Source organism: Rhizobium sp. FY34 (assembly GCF_005222845.1).
In the GTDB taxonomy this organism is placed as follows: Bacteria; Pseudomonadota; Alphaproteobacteria; order Rhizobiales; family Rhizobiaceae; genus Neorhizobium.
In genome coordinates, this window is record NZ_STFZ01000006.1 from 26,198 (window position 1) to 45,134 (window position 18,937).

General features: G+C 60.5%; 20 protein-coding genes. 4 read left to right on the forward strand and 16 right to left on the reverse strand.

Going from position 1 to position 18,937, the window contains the following annotated elements; all coding sequences use genetic code 11:
• Nucleotides 1-32 precede the first annotated feature (32 nt).
• The 5 genes from kduD to E8M77_RS03445 form a co-directional block, all read right to left on the reverse strand.
• Complete coding sequence (gene kduD, locus E8M77_RS03425) at nucleotides 33-785, reverse strand: 2-dehydro-3-deoxy-D-gluconate 5-dehydrogenase KduD (RefSeq protein ID WP_170975730.1); 753 nt, start codon at nucleotides 783-785, stop codon at nucleotides 33-35.
• Between the two features lie 11 nt (nucleotides 786-796).
• Nucleotides 797-1,645 carry a 5-dehydro-4-deoxy-D-glucuronate isomerase gene (kduI, locus tag E8M77_RS03430; protein WP_137129222.1) on the reverse strand — a complete coding sequence of 283 codons (849 nt, stop codon included), beginning with the start codon at nucleotides 1,643-1,645 and terminating at the stop codon, nucleotides 797-799.
• A 26-nt stretch (nucleotides 1,646-1,671) separates the two neighbouring features.
• Nucleotides 1,672-2,343, reverse strand: a complete 672-nt coding sequence (locus E8M77_RS03435) for a GntR family transcriptional regulator (RefSeq protein WP_137129223.1) — start codon at nucleotides 2,341-2,343, stop codon at nucleotides 1,672-1,674.
• Between the two features lie 102 nt (nucleotides 2,344-2,445).
• Nucleotides 2,446-3,411 (reverse strand): alpha/beta fold hydrolase, encoded by a 966-nt coding sequence (locus E8M77_RS03440; RefSeq protein ID WP_137129224.1) that lies wholly within the window; start codon nucleotides 3,409-3,411, stop codon nucleotides 2,446-2,448.
• A gap of 105 nt (nucleotides 3,412-3,516) precedes the next feature.
• Nucleotides 3,517-4,446, reverse strand: coding sequence for a hydrogen peroxide-inducible genes activator (locus E8M77_RS03445; RefSeq protein WP_137129225.1), 930 nt, complete (start codon nucleotides 4,444-4,446; stop codon nucleotides 3,517-3,519).
• 95 nt (nucleotides 4,447-4,541) lie between these two features.
• On the opposite strand from E8M77_RS03445, the gene E8M77_RS03450 reads away from it, so the two are divergent.
• Both E8M77_RS03450 and E8M77_RS03455 read left to right on the forward strand, forming a co-directional pair.
• Nucleotides 4,542-4,769, forward strand: a complete 228-nt coding sequence (locus E8M77_RS03450) for a YdcH family protein (RefSeq protein ID WP_137129226.1) — start codon at nucleotides 4,542-4,544, stop codon at nucleotides 4,767-4,769.
• A 223-nt stretch (nucleotides 4,770-4,992) separates the two neighbouring features.
• A complete protein-coding gene (locus tag E8M77_RS03455) occupies nucleotides 4,993-5,634 on the forward strand; it encodes a TetR/AcrR family transcriptional regulator (protein WP_137129488.1) in 642 nt (213 codons plus the stop codon).
• A gap of 7 nt (nucleotides 5,635-5,641) precedes the next feature.
• Here E8M77_RS03455 and E8M77_RS03460 read toward each other — a convergent pair whose 3' ends face one another.
• From E8M77_RS03460 to E8M77_RS03500, 9 genes are all read right to left on the reverse strand, one after another.
• Complete coding sequence (locus E8M77_RS03460; protein ID WP_137129227.1) at nucleotides 5,642-6,637, reverse strand: sensor histidine kinase; 996 nt, start codon at nucleotides 6,635-6,637, stop codon at nucleotides 5,642-5,644.
• A 119-nt stretch (nucleotides 6,638-6,756) separates the two neighbouring features.
• On the reverse strand, nucleotides 6,757-7,092 hold the full coding sequence (locus tag E8M77_RS03465; protein ID WP_137129489.1) for a DUF423 domain-containing protein: 336 nt from the start codon (nucleotides 7,090-7,092) through the stop codon (nucleotides 6,757-6,759).
• 37 nt (nucleotides 7,093-7,129) lie between these two features.
• Nucleotides 7,130-7,522: a group II truncated hemoglobin gene (locus tag E8M77_RS03470; protein ID WP_137129228.1), complete on the reverse strand. Its 393-nt coding sequence runs from the start codon at nucleotides 7,520-7,522 to the stop codon at nucleotides 7,130-7,132.
• 86 nt (nucleotides 7,523-7,608) lie between these two features.
• On the reverse strand, nucleotides 7,609-7,893 hold the full coding sequence (locus E8M77_RS03475; protein ID WP_137129229.1) for a hypothetical protein: 285 nt from the start codon (nucleotides 7,891-7,893) through the stop codon (nucleotides 7,609-7,611).
• Nucleotides 7,894-7,963: 70 nt separating this feature from the next.
• Nucleotides 7,964-9,859 carry an ABC transporter ATP-binding protein gene (locus E8M77_RS03480; RefSeq protein ID WP_137129230.1) on the reverse strand — a complete coding sequence of 632 codons (1,896 nt, stop codon included), beginning with the start codon at nucleotides 9,857-9,859 and terminating at the stop codon, nucleotides 7,964-7,966.
• Between the two features lie 18 nt (nucleotides 9,860-9,877).
• Nucleotides 9,878-11,731: an ABC transporter ATP-binding protein gene (locus E8M77_RS03485; RefSeq protein WP_137129231.1), complete on the reverse strand. Its 1,854-nt coding sequence runs from the start codon at nucleotides 11,729-11,731 to the stop codon at nucleotides 9,878-9,880.
• A gap of 260 nt (nucleotides 11,732-11,991) precedes the next feature.
• Nucleotides 11,992-12,768, reverse strand: a complete 777-nt coding sequence (locus E8M77_RS03490) for an ATP-binding cassette domain-containing protein (protein WP_137129232.1) — start codon at nucleotides 12,766-12,768, stop codon at nucleotides 11,992-11,994.
• Nucleotides 12,768-13,850, reverse strand: coding sequence for an ABC transporter permease (locus tag E8M77_RS03495; RefSeq protein WP_137129233.1), 1,083 nt, complete (start codon nucleotides 13,848-13,850; stop codon nucleotides 12,768-12,770). The genes E8M77_RS03490 and E8M77_RS03495 overlap by 1 nt, the downstream gene beginning before the upstream one ends.
• Before the next feature lie 194 nt (nucleotides 13,851-14,044).
• Nucleotides 14,045-15,070, reverse strand: a complete 1,026-nt coding sequence (locus E8M77_RS03500; RefSeq protein WP_137129234.1) for a sugar ABC transporter substrate-binding protein — start codon at nucleotides 15,068-15,070, stop codon at nucleotides 14,045-14,047.
• 205 nt (nucleotides 15,071-15,275) lie between these two features.
• On the opposite strand from E8M77_RS03500, the gene E8M77_RS03505 reads away from it, so the two are divergent.
• A complete protein-coding gene (locus E8M77_RS03505) occupies nucleotides 15,276-16,505 on the forward strand; it encodes an ROK family transcriptional regulator (RefSeq protein WP_137129235.1) in 1,230 nt (409 codons plus the stop codon).
• The gene (locus E8M77_RS03510; protein WP_137129236.1) at nucleotides 16,506-16,934 is read left to right on the forward strand and encodes an RbsD/FucU domain-containing protein; all 429 of its coding nucleotides are present in this window, start codon (nucleotides 16,506-16,508) and stop codon (nucleotides 16,932-16,934) included.
• Nucleotides 16,935-17,054: 120 nt separating this feature from the next.
• Here the strand turns inward: E8M77_RS03510 and E8M77_RS03515 are convergent, their stop codons facing one another.
• Together E8M77_RS03515 and E8M77_RS03520 are read right to left on the reverse strand one after the other, a co-directional pair.
• Complete coding sequence (locus E8M77_RS03515; RefSeq protein WP_137129237.1) at nucleotides 17,055-18,335, reverse strand: TRAP transporter large permease; 1,281 nt, start codon at nucleotides 18,333-18,335, stop codon at nucleotides 17,055-17,057.
• Nucleotides 18,335-18,856, reverse strand: coding sequence for a TRAP transporter small permease (locus E8M77_RS03520; protein ID WP_137129238.1), 522 nt, complete (start codon nucleotides 18,854-18,856; stop codon nucleotides 18,335-18,337). The genes E8M77_RS03515 and E8M77_RS03520 overlap by 1 nt, the downstream gene beginning before the upstream one ends.
• Between the last annotated feature and the right edge of the window lie 81 nt (nucleotides 18,857-18,937).

Consider the following 18,937-nt stretch of genomic DNA (forward strand, 5'->3'; position numbering starts at 1 on the left):
TGCGGCCGGGTCACTTTACAGAAAGGCTTGGCTCAGCGGGCGAGCCAGCCGCCATCGACGGCAAGCACCTGGCCGGTGACGTAACCACTGGCAGGAGCGCAGAAGAACAGCACGGCCGTATCAAGGTCTGAGGGTTCGCCCCAGCGGCCGGCGGGAATGCGCTCGAAGATCGAGCGGCTGCGATTGGCATCATTGCGCAGCGCTTCGGTATTGTCGGTGTCCATATAGCCGGGCGCGATGGCGTTGACAGTAATGCCGTTGGGGGCAAGCTCATTGGCCATCAGCTTGGTCAGGCCCGCCACCGCATGCTTGCTCGATGTGTAGGAGGCGACGCGAATGCCGCCCTGGAACGACAGAAGCGAGGCGATGTTGACGATGCGGCCGGCAAGACCCTTGTCGCGCATGTGGCGCACCACCGCCTGAGACAGCATGAATGTGCTCTTCAGGTTGATGTTCATGATGTCGTCCCAGTCCTTCTCGGAGAAATCCGTGAAGTCGGCGCGACGGATCTGGCCGGCATTGTTGACGAGGATGTCGATATTGCCGTCCTGGGTGAGGCCTTCGACGACCGCGCTTAGGCCGGAAGGATCGGCAAGATCATAGACCACTTCCTCGAAGCGTCGGCCAAGCGCCTCTACCTTCTGGCGCGTATCCGGCATGGGACGAGAGCCAAGGGCGATGATGTCGGCGCCAGCGCCCGCCAGCGCCAGCGCCAGTCCCTGGCCAAGGCCGGTGCGCGCGCCCGTCACCAGGGCGCGCTTTCCGGAAAGATCAAACAGGTTCATGGGGGAAATCCTTACTTCAGGTCCTTCATGGGCACGAAATCCATGTCCGTGAAGGACTGGTTGTCGCCGGCCATGCTCCAGATGAAGGCATAGGATGTCGTGCCCGAGCCGCAATGAATGGACCAGGGTGGCGACAGAACGGCCTGTTCGCTGCGTATGATGAGGTGGTCTGTGGCCTGCGGGCGTCCCATCAGGTGTACGACGAAGGCATCGTCCGGGATCTCGAAATAGACGTAGGCTTCCATGCGCCGGTCATGCAGATGCGCCGGCATGGTGTTCCACACGCTGCCCGGTTCAAGCCGGGTCAGGCCCATCAGCAGTTGGCAGGTCGGCAGAACCTTCGGATGGATATACTGGTAGAGCTTGCGCTTGTTGCAGGTGGCCTGGTCGCCGAGATGGTTTTCAATCGCATCCGCCTTGGCGACAATGCGCGACGGAAAGCTTGCATGGGCCGGCGCGCTGTTGATGTAGAATTTCGCCGGCGTGGTGGCATCTGCGCTTTCGAAGGAAATTTCGCGCACGCCCATGCCAAGGTAAAGCCCGTCCTGGGAGTCCAGCTCATAGGTCGTGCCATCGGCGATGACGCGGCCCTTGCCGCCGATATTGATGAGGCCCAGTTCACGGCGCTCCAGCAGGTAATCCGTACCGACGGTCTTGGCGAATTCCGCTCCGATGACAAGCGGTGCTGTCGTCGGCATGGCGCCGGCAACCAGCATGCGGTCGTAATGCGTATAGGCGGCATTGATCTCGCCGGCTGCAAACAGGGTCTCGATCATGAAGTTCTGGCGCAGTTCGGCGCTCGTCATGGCTTCCGACTGGCTGTAATGCACGGCGTGGCGGGTTTCGATCCGGGTGGTCATGGGGTGTCTCCTTCTCCCGTGGATGGTTATTCGAACAGATCCGGATGCTGCGCCTCAAGCCTTGGCAGGTCATGCAGCAATTCCGACAGATGGCTGGTCATGGCGGCGCTGGCCGCCGTCTCGTCGCGGGCATCAATGGCCCGCATAATGGCGCGGTGTTCTTCCGTCAGCTGGGTCAGACGGTCGCCGGCATGCAGCGACAGGCAACAGGCGCGATCGATATGGGCCTTCAGGTCCTCCACGACCTGCCAGGCCATCGGCAGGCCTGCACCTTCGGCCAACGTCTTGTGGAAAAGATCGTCATACCGGCGAAACTCGGCGCGATAGCCGGCTTGAGCGGCACGCTCCTGTTCCTTCAGGCAATCCTCCAGCCGCGTGCGTGCGTGGAAGTGAAAGGCATTGCAGGCGGCCTTGACGACGGCGGTCTCGATCGTTTCCCGAATGAAGGCGGCCTGCATCAGCTTGGAGACGGAAATTTTGGCAATGACCGCACCGCGCTGCGGCAGGATCTCGACAAGCCGGCTCTTGGCCAGCGCGATCAGCGCCTCGCGGCCGGGCTGGCGCGATGAACCATAGCGCTCGCCGATTTCCTGTTCCGAAATGCGCGCGCCGGGCGAAAGCGTGAGCGTCAGGATATCGCCGCGCAACTGCCGCTCTACTTTGTGGGCCATGCTTTCCGACAGGGTTTTGACACTCATGGAGAAGCCTCATTCGTGCTTTGCGTACACTTCCATACAATGTCATACGATAGTGCGCAACCTCCGGCAAACAGGGCCAGCTATGTCAGGAAACGTGCAGCGTCAGCGACGGTTGAGGTCGATCAGCGACTTTGAAAGCCCGTCCGGCACCTTGCCATGGCGCAGCCAGTAGAGAGCCAGTGGCCAGAGCGTATCGCGAAAGCGATCATGGAAGAAAGCGAAGTGGCCGATGCTATCATGGCCGATATCCTTCGGCCTTACATGCAGGTGCAGCCGGTTGGCCGAGGTGAAATAGGCGAGAAGCCGATTGACGGCCCCCACCGTGCCGTGCGGATCGTCCGACAGGCTGACAGCCAGGATGGCCGCCGTCACCTGCAAGAAGCGTTCGCGCAGAAGAGTGGCTTCGGTGCGTCCATTGATCATGCGACCCGGACGGATGGTCTCTTCGAAGCGGGCGCCCATCCGGCTCCAGTCGGTGGCAATGCCGGCGGGTGTATCTTCCATCCAGCCCAACCGCTTGGCAGGGAAATAGCCGAAGATGCGGGTAAGGATCGGCATAACGATGTGCCATTTCCACAGCATGAGCAGGCGTTCGCGCAGGGCATAATCGCGCCAATAGGCATATTGCGCCCCGACCGACACCACGCGGCGAATGCGTCTTGCCGAGGGTGCGAGACCCAGCGCAAAGCCGCCGATCGAATGGGCAACGATATGGGTTGGCCGATCGCCAAACCGGTCGGCGGCAAATCGCAGCGCGCCTTCAAAATCCTTTTCGCCCCAATCGGCCCAATCGGCATTGAACCCCCGCATGCGGGCTGGACGCGATTCGCCGATACCGCGATAATCATAGGTCAGTACATCATAGCCATGGGCATGCAGATAGGCGGCAAACCGGCCATAGTAGCGACAGCGAACCGAGGTCGCCGAGGTGATGATGACGACCGGGCGTGGCGTGTCGGCACATCCGTTGCCGCTCCACAGGAAGCCACCCAGGGAATAGCCGTCAGTGGCCGGGAAACGGACCGGTTTGGCAACCTGAGATGAAGCCGAAGTTGCAGCGTCTGACATGGTTCATCCTCACCTGTGAAATGCAAGGTTGCCATCTTGCGCTGTGTTCGCGCAATACGACAAATGTGCTAATCTCGCGTGCAGGGAGTGAATTGTGCAATTGCGTCAGGCTTGAGACAGAACCATGGCCTGTTTTTCCTGCATGGCCTGTTTGGCCAGAGTTGTAAGCTGGCGGAAATGCGTGGCTCGGGCACTGGTCCTGCGCCAGAAAAAACCGATTTCACGATGCGCCGGCCAGTCGCTGATGGTCAGAAGCGCAACATTGCCCTCGCGCATGAATTCGCTTTTCACGTAAAGCTCGGGAAACAGCGAAAGGCCCATCTCAATCGAAACCATCTGGCGGATCGCATCGAGGCTTGTTCCCTCGTAGTCATCGGCCATCAGCGCGCCCGACAGAGCCGCCAGTTCGCGGACATTTTCCAGAAGCCGGTGGCCGCGCCCGAGTGTCAGCAATGGCTCGCCCTTCAACTCCTTGAGCATGACGGATCCGCGATGCGCCAGCCGGTGATTGCCGGCGACGCCGAGGAAGATCTGTTCGACGCAGACGGACTGGAAGGTGAATGCGTCTTCCTCTTGCGGGCGCTGGCCGAGCGCGCAGTCGATTGTGCCATTGCGCACCTGTTCCTCCAGCAGAGCCGGCCGATCTTCCCGCACATGCACCCGAAGGGCCGGATAGCGTCTATGCAGTTCCGGCAGGAAGAAGGGCAGAAAATAGGGGCCGAAGGTGGGGACGACGCCCAGCCGCATCAGCGAGCCGAGATTGTCGCGCCCGGCAGAGGCAAGCGTGACGATATCGTCCAGCGTGGCCAGCACCTCTCGTGCGGCGGCCACGACATCCGCGCCGACAGCCGACATCGCGATGGCGCCGGGCGTACGCTCCACAAGGCTCACACCAAGCTGCTTCTCCAGTAGCGCGATCTGCACGGAAAGGGTCGGTTGCGACACGTGACACTGCTCTGCTGCGCGCCCGAAATGCCGGGTGGCATCGAGAGCGACCAGATATTCGAGCTGTCGGTGGCTGGGGCGAAATGGCATGTGATAGAGAATACCTATCAATATTATTCTGTCAATGAATTGGAACTATGGGACTGAGCTTGGCATGTTTCCTGCGCAACCAAGGAGATGTAGCGATGAACCCTCTGCTCAAGGCACTCAAATTCCGGCACACGCTTTTACAGAAGCGGATCGAGCAGGAGCAGAAAGTGCCACAGCCGGATAGCCTGCGCATCATGTCCCTGAAGAAGATCAGGCTACGCATGCGCGAACAGATCGAATTCCTCGAGCGGGCCGGCAATCCGACCAAGCCTCTGATCGTGGTGCGCCGCCGTCGTGTCGATCCCGGCTTTTCCATGGCATGAACAGTCTTCGGCGGGGTGTGGCGCCGTAACCGCTCCCCTGTCAGAGAAGGCGAGGCGCCTGGCGTCTCGCCTTTTTCATGTCTTGGCCGGCCTGTAACGAGGTCCCTTCGGTGCGCGTTCCCATGACTGTGACCGTGCGGCATGCTGTGGCCGGTTGCTGTTTTGCGTAATCCCAATAGAACGGGATGATGGAGCGCGAATGGCACGCGAAAGACAGACCGGCATGAGTGGCAATGGCAGTGAGGACCTGACGCGCGGTTCTGCACACCCGCGTCATCGACGCTCGCTGAAGGGCGAGGAGCGCCGGCAGGCCATCCTGACGGCCGCCATGGCGCGTTTTGCAGCGGACGGTTATCAGAATGCATCCTTTGCAGCGATTGCCGAGGATGTCGGTCTGTCCTTGCCAGGCCTGCTGCATTACTTCCCCACCAAGGTGCATTTGCTTTTAGCGATCCTGGCGCGGCGGGATCTGGAAAGCGCCAAGGCTCTGGATAATCTGAGGCTTCCCTGGAGGCCCCTTCTGGTGGGGCTTGTCGAGCAGGTCCGGCGCAATACCGAGAGTGCCGGTGTCGTGCGTGCCTTTGCCATTTTGAATGCCGAAAGCCTGACACGCGATCATCCGGCCGAGGTCTGGTTTCGCGATCGCTCGGCAGTCCTGATGGCCATATTCGGTGACGTGGTTGCCGATGGCATTGCCGCAGGTGAGATCCGGCCAGAGGTGAGGCCCGACGATATCGCAGCCGAACTGATTGCTCTCATGGATGGCCTGCAGATGCTCTGGCTGCGTGACCGGCAAAGGGTTGATATCGTGTCGATCTTTTCCGGCGCGATTGACCGTCTGGTGGCCGCCATCGAGATCCGCTGAGCGGTCTTCAGCTGGACGGACGACTGTTGGCAGAACGGCTGTTTCGCACCCGTAGTGACAGACTTATATGACATTGAAGACCTTCTGGCGGATAGGTCAGATCGGCTGCGCCGCCAGGCGATAGCGTGGCGGCAATCAGGCGCGTGCCAAACCCCTTGCGGCTCGGGGGCGAAACGGCCGGCCCTCCCTCTTCCTTCCAGAACAGTTCGAGGAGTCCAGGCGTCAGGTGCCATTCGATCTTGACGACACCATGAGCGACGCTGAGGGCGCCGTATTTGGCGGCATTGGTGGCCAGTTCGTGGATGACCAGCGCCAGCCGCGGGGCCGATTCACCATCGAGATTGATGGCCGGGCCAGACAGAAGCAGCCGCTCCGGATCATAGGCAGACAGAAGCGTGCGCAGCAGGGTTTCCACGTCGCTCGGCATTTGCCGGTTCCCGGAGGACAGATGATGGGCCTCCGAAAGCGCCCGCATCCGGCCCTCGAAACGCGGCATGAATTCACCCAGATCATTGCTGGAGCGTGCCGTCATCTGGGCGATGGCCTGCACCAGTTGCATGATATTGCCGACGCGGTGGCGCATTTCGCTTGCCATCACCTCGGACTGTTCCTCCGCTTTCTCAAGGGCGACGACCAGGGTCTGCAGGGCGTGGATGAAGGCGACAGTCAGTCCTCCGAGCAGGACGAAGATAAAGGATGCGATGAAGGCACCGGTCAGCGCGATCGGGCGGATGTTCAGCCAGACCATGATTGCAAAGGCAAGGCCGGCCAGCATTAGGGTGATACCGCCACTGCGCCCGCCCCAGACGGTTGCTATGGCGATAAAGGGGAAGAAGGTGTTGAACGGTGCACCGAACAGCATGTCGCGCACCTGAAACCAGATCAGGCCGGCGACCAGCGCGCAGCCGAACGCCACCAGCTGCCCGACGAGAAACGTCGGTCGCTTGCGCGGCACGAGGTACATCCACCAGGGGCCCTCCGAAAAGATTTTACTCTTCGACATCCATCCTCCGAATTGCGCAAGAATATTCGAACGCAGGGGAATTGATATCGAGATGGAGAAAAAATCGTCAGTGTGGCTTTACGAAAGAAAGGGGTGGGTGGTCAGGGCGGATGGAAAGGTCACTGTTCCGGTGCCTTCAAGACGGCGCCGGCACCCAGGACGACCCAGCCGGCGATCATGGCAAGGCCTCCGACGGGAGCGGCCATGGGAAACAGGCTGCCATGGCCGAAATGCCGCGACAGCAGATCGCCGCAAAACATGAGCGTTCCCAAACCAAGCACGAGGGCAGCCGAATTGGCGGTCTTGATCCGGTGATTGGCAATATAGAGAGCCAGAAGAACCGGGGCATGGGCAAGGCACATGGTGGAGGCCGCGCCGAGCAGACGGGCATCCTCGCCATGGCTTGCGCCTGCGGCCAGCATCACGCCGCAGGCACCCAGAAAGCCGGACAGCATCAGGATCAATGGACGAAAGCCTTGAAGCGTCAACGGTCTATTCCTCGCGATTTTGCATGTGATGGGCCAGCCGCTCAATGGGTGGCCAGATAATGTCGCGCAGCTTCGGGTTTTCGATCACGTCCTGCATGGCGCGAGAGAAGCAGAGCAACCATTCATCCCGCTCAGCGACACCGATTGCAGCGCCGAAATGGCGCGAGCGCAGCCGCGGGTGGCCGTATTTCTCGACATAGACCGGTGGTCCGCCAAGATAGCCGGTCAGATAATCATAGAGCTTGGCTTCGCTTTGGGAGAGATCCGGCGGATGGATGGCGCGGCAGCGCGCAGCTTCCGGCAATTCATCCATCAGCTCATAGAAACGGCTGGCCAGGGCGCGGACAGTTTTGTCCCCGCCAATGGCTTCGTAAAGCGTGATTGTTTCGCTGCTCATGATCCCGCCGTCCGTCGATGAAACATCGCGGGTGTAGACCGGCGGGACCGGGACGGCAAGCGGTCAAGGCGCCGCAGCCGTTCTCCTCACTCCGAGCGGGTCTCAGGGTCGTCCTCAGTGCCAAAGGGCAGAGTGCCTGTCCCGGAAGATTTATCCTTGGCCTTCACCTTGGAGCGGGCATGCGGGCCGGCAGGAAGCGTGGCGCTTTTGTGCTTTTCCGGAGTGTCGGCGCTCTCTAAGGTGTCGGGCGCATCCAGGCTTCCTTCGGCCTTGGAGCGTGCATGTGGACCGGCAGGAAGGGTTGCGCGCTTTTGTGCGTCCGGCTTCGGCTTGCCGTCTGCGGGAACCTGCACCTCTTTATACTCGATCATGATCGTCTCCTTGGTTGTGGTAGCACAACGTTAGGCCAGGCAAGAGGTTCCGCCTGGGGCAGCGCTGCCGCTATGTAGCACCTTCTGCGGCGGCCTGTTCAATGATCTGTTCGGGAATGTCATCAAAGGATGCATAGTTTAAGTTGTAGAGCCGGGAATAAAGCTTGCCATTGCGCATCAGCTCTGCATGGTTGCCGCTTTCGATCAGCTCGCCGTTCTGCAGCACGATGATGCGGTCAGCTTCGCGGATCGTTGCAAGCCTATGGGCGATGACCAGGCCGGTGCGACCCTCCAGCAATTTCACCAGTGCCTTCTGGATCAGCATTTCCGTATAGCTGTCGATATTGGCGGTTGCTTCATCAAGTACGAGGATCTTGGCATCGGCCACCAGCGCGCGGGCAAAACTGATCAGCTGGCGTTGGCCGAGCGAAAGATTTCCGCCGCGCTGGCCAAGAATACTGTCATAGCCATCCGGCATGCGCATGATGAAATCATGCGCGCCGACCGCCTTTGCCGCCTCGATTGCCTGTTCGCGCGTGGCCTCCGTCCGGTGGTAGCGGATGTTTTCCAGAACCGTTCCGGTGAACAGAAAGGGTTCCTGCAGCACCATGGCGATCTGCCGGCCAAGCGAGTCCTGCGTCAGATCCCGTACGTCGTGGCCGCCGACGAGGACGGCGCCCTGCTGCACTTCGTAGAAACGATGGATCAGCGACATGCAGCTGGATTTGCCTGACCCGGTCGGGCCGACAAGGGCGACGGTTTCGCCGGGATTGACTTTGAAACTGACATTCTTCAGCACCGGATGTTTGGGGTTGTAGCCAAAGACGACATCGCGGAATTCCACCGATCCATCCATATCGGCTGACAATGCCCTGGCGTCCGGCTTGTCCTGAATGTCGACGCGCACATCGAGCACATCCGTCAGCCGCTGGCCGGATGCCATGGCGCGCTGCATGACCGAATATTGCAAGGTGAGCGAGCGGATCGGGTCAAAGAAGCGCTGAATATAGAAGAGGAAGGCAACCATCACGCCGACATCCAGCGCCTGGCCGAGAACGCGTGCACCGCCAACCACGATAACCAGCGCCATGGCCACACCCGTCAGGCTGTCGACGATCGGTACCATGACCTGGGCAAAGCGTGCGGCGGTGAGATGCGTGCGCAGGTTTGCGGATGCCTTGTCATCAAACAGCGTGAAATTCACCGACTGGCGATCCATGCCCTGCACGGCGCGCACCCCATGAATGGCTTCGGCCAGCGCGCCGCTTGCCACGGAATTCGTCTCATGCGCGGCCATGAAAGATTTGCGCGCCCGCGGCAGCCAGAAGATACGCACGATGAACAGAACCGGCAAAGCAGAGAGCGTCAGAAGTCCAAGCCCGAAATCGAGGTAGAGCATGACCACGACGATGCCGAGCAGAAGCGTGATATCGCCGACCGATAGAACTGAGGTTTCCAGAAATTCCTGCATGGAATTCACGTCGCCCTGCAGGCGCGACATCAATCGACCGACTTCCGTCTTGTCCATGAAGGACAGGGAGACCCGCTGCAGGTGAGAAAACATGGCGCGGCGAATATCGAAGAGCACGTCTTCGGCCACATTGCCGACCAGTGTTTCCTGCGCATAGCTTGCGCCGTAATTGATGATGATGGCCACGCCGAAGGCAATGAGTGCGGCCAGGAGCGCACTGCGATCGCCGCCCGGCTGCATGCCATGGTCGATGGCGTAGCGAATGATCAGCGGGATGGCGAGCTGCATGGCGGTAAAGACGAGAACGGCGACGACGGCAAGTGCCACCTTGGCGCGATAGGGCCGCACGAAGGCCCAGATGCGTTTGACGATGTTCTTGTCGAACACCTTGCCGAAGATTTCCTCTTCGATACGGTGCGAGCCGACAACCGCGCGGGGCGGGCGGCGTCCATCGTCGCGCACATCGGCGCGCTCGGTTTCCAGTTCCTCGGCCATGGTCATCTCCTCTCCGGCTCAGCCGGTCAGCGCATCGTCGCCGGGACGGATCTGCAGATCATAGAGTGCGCGGTAGCGCCCGTTCCGCGCCAACAGCTCGGCATGGGTTCCCTGTTCGACGATGCGGCCTTCCTCGACGAAGAGAATGCGATCGGCATGCATCAGCGAGCCCAGCCGATGCGCCACGATGATGGTGACGCGTTCGCCGGCATTCAGGCGCATGGCGCTGCGAATGCGCTGTTCCGTTGCCGCATCGATGGCGGCGGTTGAATCATCAAACACCATGACGGCCGGCTTCAGCATCACGGCGCGCGCAATCGACAGGCGCTGCTTCTGCCCGCCCGACAGCGAGACGCCGCGTTCGCCCACCACAGTGCCATAGCTTGCCGGCAGGCCGAGCACATAATTGTGCAGCTGCGCGCTTTCGCTGGCGCGCGCAATCTGGGTTTCCTTGGCCCAGGGGTCGCCATAGGCAATGTTGTTCTCGATGGTCGTGGTGAAGAGGAAGCTATCCTGCTGCACGACGACGACGGCACGGCGCAGCGAGCGCAATGTTACGTCGCGAATGTCCTTACCATCCAGGGTGATGCGGCCCGCGGTCGTATCATAGAAGCGGGGAATGAGATGGGCGATCGTCGATTTGCCGCTGCCTGGCGGCCCGACAATACCGATGGTCTCGCCGCGCCGCACTTCGAAGCTGAGATCTGTCAGCACGGCATTGTCGGGGGCTGCCGGATAGGAAAATCCAACATTCTCGAACCGCAGCGTGCCATCCCTCAGGGTAAGGTCCGGCGCTTGCGGCGCGTCCTTGACGGCAATGTCGAGATCGAGAAGGCCAAACAGCCGGGCGCCGCAGGTGGAGGCGCGGGCAAAGGCATTCACCATCAGACCAAGCTGGCGCACCGGCATCTGCAGAATGGTCATGAAGGTGAGGAAGGAGGCGAGCGTGCCCACGGTGATTTCACCGGCCATGACTTTCGTGCCGCCGACCCATAGCACAAGGCCCATGGCGCCGAAGAAGGAAAAGGTCATGGCGCTGGTATTGGCCACGCGAATGCCAACCCGCTGGTGCGCCAGCGACAAGGCGCTGCGCGAGGCGGTTTCGAATTTCGACATTTCATGGTCCTGGGCCGAAAATGCCCGCACGACCCGGATGCCGCCAAGGTTTTCTTCCATCACCCGTGTCAGCACGGCCAGCCGCTCCTGCAGATCAAGCCATGTGGCCCGCAGCTTCAATTGCGTGACAGAGGAACGCCAGCCGACGAAGGGCACGAAACTCAAGGCAAGCAGGCCCAGCACCACATCTGTCGAGAGCAGCAGATAGGCGCCGATGCCGATGAGCACCGACAGGAAGATCATTCGCACCAGGGCGGTGGAGAAGTACATCCTGACACCTTCCAGATCGAGAAGGCCGATGGTGATCAGGTCGCCGGAATGCATGCTGTCGTGAAAGCTGAAGGAAAGCCGCTGGATCTTTTCATAGCAGGCCAGCCGCAATTCGTAGCCGATATGGTGGCCGACAGCTTCGCTGTAATAGTTCTGCACCATTGTGAAGAACCCGCGCAGCACGCTGACGGCAAGTAGCAGAAGTGCGGTGACCAGTAGCGCATCCTGCGCCACGCTTGCAGCCGAACCACCAGCGCCAATGCCCTGCGCCTCATCGATCGCGCGTCCCAAGAGAAGCGGGATCATCAATTGAAAGCCGGATGCGATGAAGGTTGCACCAATGGCAAGACCTGTCTGCCAGGGATGCCGCAAGGCCATTACCGTGATGCGCGTCAGGATCGAAAGTCCCTTGCCCCAGCCCGCAGCCCTTACATGCGCGCGGGAAGCCGAGAGCTTTCCGTCGCCCGTTACAGTGTCGGTCGTCACAATGTCATTCCAATTACTTCAGCCGCCTGGAGCAAGGTCCGGCGCGCATGGCATCAGGGCTCTGGTTTCAGGCTTTCCAGTGGGAAGGCCCATAGAAACCCGATTCTGCCGAAATCAAAAGCAAAAATATGACATATGCAAAAATAAGCCGCAACAACTCGTATGACAGGTGAGCTCAGAGGGGGCGGGCCTGGCCGAAACCGAAAAGGGCTGCGCTGGCTCTGTCGAGCGGCGCAGCCCAGGAACTGGCAACCGGGAGGTCAGGCGGCCAGCGGTTCCGGGGACTTCGCCCCAGTCATGAAGGCAACGGCGTCGGACATGCTGTAGTCCTTCGGATTGATCACCGTCAGGCGCTTGCCAAGCCGGTGGATATGAATCCGGTCCGCCACTTCGAAGACATGCGGCATGTTGTGCGAAATGAGCACGATCGGAATACCGCGTGAGCGCACGTCGAGGATGAGTTCCAGCACGCGCCGGCTTTCTTTGACCCCAAGCGCTGCCGTCGGTTCGTCCAGAATGATCACCTTGGAGCCGAAGGCCGCGGCGCGCGCAACCGCCACGCCCTGACGCTGGCCGCCCGACAGTGTTTCCACGGCCTGGTTGATGTTCTGGATGGTCATCAGGCCGAGTTCCGACAGCTTTTCGCGGGCGAATTTTTCCATGGCCGGGCGGTCGAGCGCCCGAAACACGCTACCCATGACGCCCGGCATGCGGATCTCGCGGCCGAGGAACATGTTGTCGGCAATCGAAAGCGCCGGCGACAGAGCGAGGTTCTGGTAGACCGTTTCGATGCCGGCCTTGCGCGCCTCGATGGGGGAGCGGAAGCTGATCTTCTTGCCTTCCAGCGTGATTTCGCCTTCATCGGGATGTACGGCGCCGGACAGAGCCTTGATCAGTGATGACTTGCCGGCACCGTTATCGCCGATCACGGCAAGGATTTCGCCGGGATAGAGGTCGAAATCGGCATTGTCGAGGGCTGTAACCTTGCCGTAGCGCTTGATGAGGCCACGGGCGGCGAGAATGGGTTCCTGAGCCATTAGCCTGCTACCTTTCTGATCCACTGGTCGATGGCGACCGCTGCGATGATGAGGACGCCGATCATCAGATAGGTCCATTGCGGATCGGTGCCGATGAGGCGAAGTCCCAGCGCAAAGACGCCGACGATGAGGGCACCGAACAGCATGCCCATGATGGAGCCGCGGCCGCCAAACAGCGACAGGCCACCGATCACCACGGCGGTGATGGATTCGATGTTGGCGAACTGGCCGGCGGTTGGCGATACGGAGCCGATACGGCCGATCAGTGCCCAGCCACCCAGCGCACAGATGATGCCGGACATTGTGTAGACGGAGATCAGCATTTTCTTGACGTTGACGCCGGCAAGCTCTGCGGCATCCGGATCGTCGCCGACCGCATAGAGGTGGCGACCCCAGGCCGTGCGGTTGAGCACATACCAGAGAATGGCGACCAGGATGATGAGCGCCAGGACACCATAGGTGAAGACTGCGCCGCCGAAGCGAAAGTTTTCGCCGAAGAACTGCAGAAGTGGTGCCTTGGCTTCGAGATCCTGCGAGCGGATCGTTTCATTGGCCGAATAGAGGAAATTCGTCGCCAGGACGATCTGCCACATGCCGAGCGTCACGATGAAGGGCGGAAGCTTGACGCGGGCGACCAGATAGCCGTTGATGAAGCCGCAGATTGCGCCGGTGGCAAAGCCCGCCAGAATGGCAAGCGGTGCCGGCACGCCGTAATTGACGGCAAACTGACCCATGACCACCGAAGACAGGACCATGATGGCGCCGACCGAAAGGTCGATACCGGCCGTCAGGATGATCAGCGTCTGGGCCGCGCCGATGATGCCGGTAATGGCGACCTGTTGCAGAATGAGCGTCAGCGTGAAGGCCGAGAAGAACTTCGAGCCGAGAATGGTGCCGAAGATCGCGACCGACAGCAAAAGGACGATCAAGGGGACGGCAGCCGGGCTCGAATGCAGGAAGTGCTGGAATTTCTGCAAGAGCGTCTTGTCGTTCGTATCGAACTGGGCGACCTGGGTCGAACTGCCGGACAGAACTTTTTCGTATTCCATGTGGGGCTTACTGGCGGCTTGCGGCTCGCTCATTGGCTTTCCTCCCTTATGCCTCTCCCGAGGATGTGAGGGCCGACGCCAGGCGAAACGCCTCGTGTGGTCGGCGATGAAAGAATCATTATTTCATTGAGCAGGGGTCTATCCGCCTCCTGTCAGAAGGTGCGGCGGATGAGGCAGAAGGGCGGCCGTAGCCGCCCTTCCAAGTCAAGTCTTTAAGGAACTGGGCATCAGCCCCAGCACTTGGCAGTGCCTTCCTTGGTGTCGATGGAGGGAACGCCGGGGGCCGGCTTGTCGGTCACGAGCGAAACGCCGGTGTCGAAGAAATTCTTGCCAGCAGTCGGCTTCGGCTTTTCACCGGTGTCGGCGAATTTCTTGATCGCTTCGATGCCGAGCGATGCCATCAGCAGCGGATACTGCTGCGAGGTGGCGCCGATAATGCCTTCCTTGACGTTCTTGATGCCGGGGCAACCGCCGTCAACCGATACGATCAGCACGTCCTTCTGCTTGCCAACAGCCTTCAGCGCTTCATAGGCGCCAGCCGCAGCCGGTTCGTTGATGGTGTGCACGACGTTGACGCCCGGATCCTTCTGCAGAAGGTTTTCCATGGCGGTGCGGCCGCCTTCTTCATTGCCGTTGGTGATGTCGTGGCCAACGATGCGCGGATCCTTCTCATCACCGATCTTGGTGATGTCGCCCACGTCGATGCCGAAGCCCTTCATGAAGCCCTGGTTGCGCATGACGTCAACCGACGGCTGGGCCGGCGTCAGGTTGAGGAAGGCGATCTTGGCGCTTTTCGCCTTGTCGCCCAGCGTTGCAGCAGCCCACTTGCCGATCAGTTCGCCGGCCAGAAGGTTGTCGGTTGCAAAGGTTGCGTCGGCGGCATTGATCGGGTCGAGAGGCGTGTCGAGAGCGATCACGAGAAGGCCGGCATCACGGGCCTGCTTGACGGCCGGTACGATACCGGCGGTATCGGATGCGGTCAGCAGGATACCCTTGGCGCCGTCGGCAATGCAGGTTTCGATAGCGGCAACCTGGCTTTCGGAATCGCCGTCGATCTTGCCGGCATAGGACTTCAGCGTCACGCCGAGTTCCTTGGCCTTGGCCGTCGCGCCTTCCTTCATCTTGACGAAGAAGGGGTTGGTGTCGGTCTTGGTGATGAGGCAGGCCGAAACGCCGGCGGCAGATGCCGGTGCGGCGAATACGACGCCCATGGCAAGCGTTGCGAAGGCGGCGGTGAGAATGGACTTTTTCATAGGGCTCCTCCCAGAGTGTAAGCGCTAATGGCCAGGCAGCGGACCGGATCGAGATATCAGACGCCCCCTCCAAGTCGTCCGTGCCTTCACGAGTGCATTAAGATCAAAATTCCGGCACCTGTCAATAATTAATTCCGATTGATTTATTAATTCTCGAAGGCTAGTCTCGCTGTCGAGGAGATTGGGTGCCTAGGGAGGGGTAGCCATGAACATGCATGGAAACCAGCCGCCAGCAATGTCGTCACCGGCCGTCAGTCTTGCCGGCGGGTCCAACCAGGTGCGTGTGCGAGCCTATAATGAGCGGCTCGTTCTGTCGCTCGTGCGTCAGCACGGGTCGCTGTCGAAGGCGGATATTACACGCGCAAGCGGGCTTTCGGCCCAGACCGTTTCGGTCATCATGCGCGCGCTGGAAAAGGATGGGCTGCTGCTGCGCGGCGAACCCGTGCGCGGAAAGGTTGGCCAGCCCTCGGTGCCGATGAGCCTCAATCCGGAAGCTGTCTATTCCTTCGGCGTCAAGATTGGCCGTCGCAGTGCCGATGTTGTGCTGATGGACTTTATCGGCGGCATCCGCCACCGCGTGCGCAAGACCTATGCCTATCCGAAGCCGGACGAAATCATCTCGATCATCATGTCGGGCATGGAACGGCTTGAGGGCCAGATGAGCGCCGATGAGTGCACGCGCATTGCCGGCGTCGGCATTGCCGCACCTTTCGAGCTTTGGAACTGGGCCGATGAAGTGGGCGCGCCGCCGGGCGCCATGGATGCCTGGCGCGATTTCGATCTGCATGCCCAGGTGTCGGAGCGGGTCCGTCATCCGGTCTATCTGCAAAATGATGCGACCAGCGCCTGCGGCGCCGAACTTGTTTTCGGGGTGGGGCCTTCCTATCCGGATTTCGTCTATTTTTTCATCGGCTCCTTTATCGGCGGTGGCATCGTGCTCAACTCCGCTGTGTTTTCCGGTCGCACCGGTACCGCCGGCGCGCTCGGTCCTCTGCCGGTGCGCGGTCCCAATGGCGAGAACCGCCAGCTGCTCGACATTGCCTCGATCTTTGTTTTGGAGAAGCTGCTGCTGGAGCGCGGCATCGATCCGGAACCGCTATGGTATTCGGCCGATGAATGGGTCGATTTCGGCGAGCCGATGGATATCTGGATCAAGGATACCGGCGCAGCATTGGCGCAGGCGATCGTGGCCGCCGCCTCGGTGATCGATTTTGGCGCTGCCGTCATCGATGGCGGTTTTCCGGCCTGGGTGCGGGCGCGCATCGTGGCGGCCACAGTCAGCGCCGTGGAGCGACTCGACCTGCAGGGCGTCATCATTCCCGATATCATCGAAGGTGCGGTGGGTGCGCAGGCACGAGCCATTGGCGGCGCAAGCCTGCCCATCTTTGCGCGCTATCTCACCGATCAAAGTGTTTTATTCAAGGAGCTTGCGTAAATGTTGAAGGGTATCAACCCCATTCTCAGTCCTGATCTTCTGGCCACGCTGAGGGCCATGGGCCATGGCGACGAAATCGCCATCGTTGATGGCAATTATCCGGGTCTCGAACATGGCCGGCGCCTGGTGCGCCTGGATGGGCATGGCGTGATCTCCGTGCTGGATGCCATCCTGTCGGTTATGCCGATCGATGATTTCGTCCCGGAAGCCATCTTCCGCTCGACGGTTGGCAAGGATCGCGACGCGCTGGATCCTGTGCATGCCGAAATGATCGAGTGCTGCGCCCGTCATGAACCAAAGCAGGCTGTGCATCCCTTGCTCGGGCCGGATTTCTATCCGAGGGTGCAGGCCGCCCATACGGTCGTGCAGACCGGCGAGCCTCGGCTTTACGCCAATATCATCCTGAGAAAGGGTGTCATCTATCCTTGAGAGGAGGAGGCGCTGCTGCACTGGCGGACCTGCGGCGGCGATTTGGGTCTTCTCCCAAGACAGAAGGCCGGTGGAGCGATCCGCCGGCCTTCTTCGTTTCGTGGGAGGAGCTTGTCTTCTTTACTTGAAGAGGCTTGGAAGCCAGAGCGACAGCGCCGGAATGTAGGTGACCAGCATCAGCACCGCGACGCTTGCGCCGAAGAAAGGCCAGATCGTTCTCATCGCCTCGCGGATGGAAATTCCGCCCACCGCGCAACCGACGAAGAGCACCGTGCCGACTGGCGGCGTATTGAGCCCGATGCCGGCATTGAGGATCATCACCACGCCGAAATGCACCGGATCGACACCGAATGCTTTGACGACCGGCAGAAGAACCGGCGTGGAAATGATGACCAGCGGCGCCATGTCCATAAAGGTCCCGAGCAGCAGCAGGATGATGTTGATGACCAGAAGTACGATGAGAGGGTTGTCCGAAATCGCGCCGATGGCGTCGATCATCAATGATTGCACCTGCAGGAAGGCCATCAGCCAGGCAAAGGATGCCGCCGTGCCGATGACGAGCAGAACCATGGCTGTGGTCCGCACGGCGCCCATAACGGCTTCGACGAAACCATCCCAGTTCAGCTCACGATAGACGAGCATGGCAACCAGGAAGGCGTAAAGTACGGCAATGCAGGAGCTTTCCGTGGCCGTGAACACGCCGGAGCGCACACCGCCGAAGATGATGCCGATGAGGAGGATGCCCGGAAAGGCAGACAGGAAGTAGTAGAGAACCTTGCTAAAGCCCGGAAAGGGTTCCGAAGGATAGCCGCGGCGGCGTGCCACGATATAGGCCGTCACCATCAGAGCTGCGGCCAGCAGGATGCCGGGAATGATGCCTGCGGTGAACAGATCGGCGACCGAAACATTGCCGCCGGCCGCGATCGAGTACAGGATCATATTGTGCGAGGGCGGGATCATCAGGGCAATGATGGCTGCATTGACGGTAACGTTCACCGCATAGCTGCGGTCATAACCACGGGCTGCCATCTGAGGAATCATCAGGCCGCCGACAGCTGACGCATCGGCTACGGCCGAGCCGGAAATGCCGCCGAACAGGGTACAGGCAACGATGTTGACCTGACCAAGCCCACCGCGCAAATGCCCGACAATGCCGGCTGCAAAGCGGATCAGCCGAGCGGCAATGCCGCCACGCACCATCAGGTCACCGGCGAAGATGAAGAAGGGGATCGCCATCATGGCAAACACGTTCATGCCGGAATTCAGCTGCTGGAAGATCACGATCGGCGGCAGGCCCATATAGAGGATCGTCGCCAGCGAGGCTATGCCCAGGCAGAAGGCGATCGGCATGCCGATCAGCATGAAGATGGTGAAGGAGCCAAAGAGAATAGTATAAGCCATCAGACGACCTCCGCCACTTCGGTATGGGCTGCGGTTTTCTCGCCGATCATCACATCGACCAGACGTTCCAGCGCAAAGAGCGCGATCATGACGCCTCCCACGACGAGGGGAAAGAAATCCACGCCGCCCGGCCAGCCGAGCACGGGAATGGTCGCGGTCCAGGTGCCTTCAGCCAGCAACACGCCATAATAGGCCATGGCAAGGCCGAAGAATGCGACAAGCCCAAGGCTGATGAAATCCATAGCCTTCTGTATACCGGGTGGCATGGCATAGCGCAGGATATCGAGGCCCAGATGTACGCTTTCGCGCACGCCGACGGCTGCTCCCAGCATGATGAACCAGGACATGAGGTAGAGCGACAAAGGCTCAGACCAGCTGGGTGAATCGTTGAGCACATAGCGGGCAAATACCTGCCAGCCGACAATCAGCGTCATGGCGATGATGCCGAGGCCTGCAAGATAGAGTGAAGCACGGCTGAGCGCGGAAAGGCCCGGCCTTATTGTCCGCATGAAATTGATCATTTCCCCTGTTCCTTTTTACGCAAATCGTCCGACGCGCATGTCTGCGAATAGAAAGGGCCGGCCCCTTGTTGCCTGGGCCGG

What these genes read in the sequence shown, in the direction of transcription:
- kduI (WP_137129222.1), bottom strand. Translation starts at nt 1,645, where the DNA reads ATGACCACCCGGATCGAAACCCGCCACGCCGTGCATTACAGCCAGTCG.
- kduD (WP_170975730.1), bottom strand. Translation starts at nt 785, where the DNA reads ATGAACCTGTTTGATCTTTCCGGAAAGCGCGCCCTGGTGACGGGCGCG.
- E8M77_RS03495 (WP_137129233.1), bottom strand. Translation starts at nt 13,850, where the DNA reads ATGAGCGAGCCGCAAGCCGCCAGTAAGCCCCACATGGAATACGAAAAA.
- E8M77_RS03480 (WP_137129230.1), bottom strand. Translation starts at nt 9,859, where the DNA reads ATGGCCGAGGAACTGGAAACCGAGCGCGCCGATGTGCGCGACGATGGA.
- E8M77_RS03515 (WP_137129237.1), bottom strand. Translation starts at nt 18,335, where the DNA reads ATGGCTTATACTATTCTCTTTGGCTCCTTCACCATCTTCATGCTGATC.
- E8M77_RS03475 (WP_137129229.1), bottom strand. Translation starts at nt 7,893, where the DNA reads ATGATCGAGTATAAAGAGGTGCAGGTTCCCGCAGACGGCAAGCCGAAG.
- E8M77_RS03490 (WP_137129232.1), bottom strand. Translation starts at nt 12,768, where the DNA reads ATGGCTCAGGAACCCATTCTCGCCGCCCGTGGCCTCATCAAGCGCTAC.
- E8M77_RS03510 (WP_137129236.1), top strand. Translation starts at nt 16,506, where the DNA reads ATGTTGAAGGGTATCAACCCCATTCTCAGTCCTGATCTTCTGGCCACG.
- E8M77_RS03520 (WP_137129238.1), bottom strand. Translation starts at nt 18,856, where the DNA reads ATGATCAATTTCATGCGGACAATAAGGCCGGGCCTTTCCGCGCTCAGC.
- E8M77_RS03460 (WP_137129227.1), bottom strand. Translation starts at nt 6,637, where the DNA reads ATGTCGAAGAGTAAAATCTTTTCGGAGGGCCCCTGGTGGATGTACCTC.
- E8M77_RS03450 (WP_137129226.1), top strand. Translation starts at nt 4,542, where the DNA reads ATGAACCCTCTGCTCAAGGCACTCAAATTCCGGCACACGCTTTTACAG.
- E8M77_RS03440 (WP_137129224.1), bottom strand. Translation starts at nt 3,411, where the DNA reads ATGTCAGACGCTGCAACTTCGGCTTCATCTCAGGTTGCCAAACCGGTC.
- E8M77_RS03465 (WP_137129489.1), bottom strand. Translation starts at nt 7,092, where the DNA reads ATGCTGTCCGGCTTTCTGGGTGCCTGCGGCGTGATGCTGGCCGCAGGC.
- E8M77_RS03505 (WP_137129235.1), top strand. Translation starts at nt 15,276, where the DNA reads ATGAACATGCATGGAAACCAGCCGCCAGCAATGTCGTCACCGGCCGTC.
- E8M77_RS03500 (WP_137129234.1), bottom strand. Translation starts at nt 15,070, where the DNA reads ATGAAAAAGTCCATTCTCACCGCCGCCTTCGCAACGCTTGCCATGGGC.
- E8M77_RS03470 (WP_137129228.1), bottom strand. Translation starts at nt 7,522, where the DNA reads ATGAGCAGCGAAACAATCACGCTTTACGAAGCCATTGGCGGGGACAAA.
- E8M77_RS03445 (WP_137129225.1), bottom strand. Translation starts at nt 4,446, where the DNA reads ATGCCATTTCGCCCCAGCCACCGACAGCTCGAATATCTGGTCGCTCTC.
- E8M77_RS03435 (WP_137129223.1), bottom strand. Translation starts at nt 2,343, where the DNA reads ATGAGTGTCAAAACCCTGTCGGAAAGCATGGCCCACAAAGTAGAGCGG.
- E8M77_RS03455 (WP_137129488.1), top strand. Translation starts at nt 4,993, where the DNA reads ATGAGTGGCAATGGCAGTGAGGACCTGACGCGCGGTTCTGCACACCCG.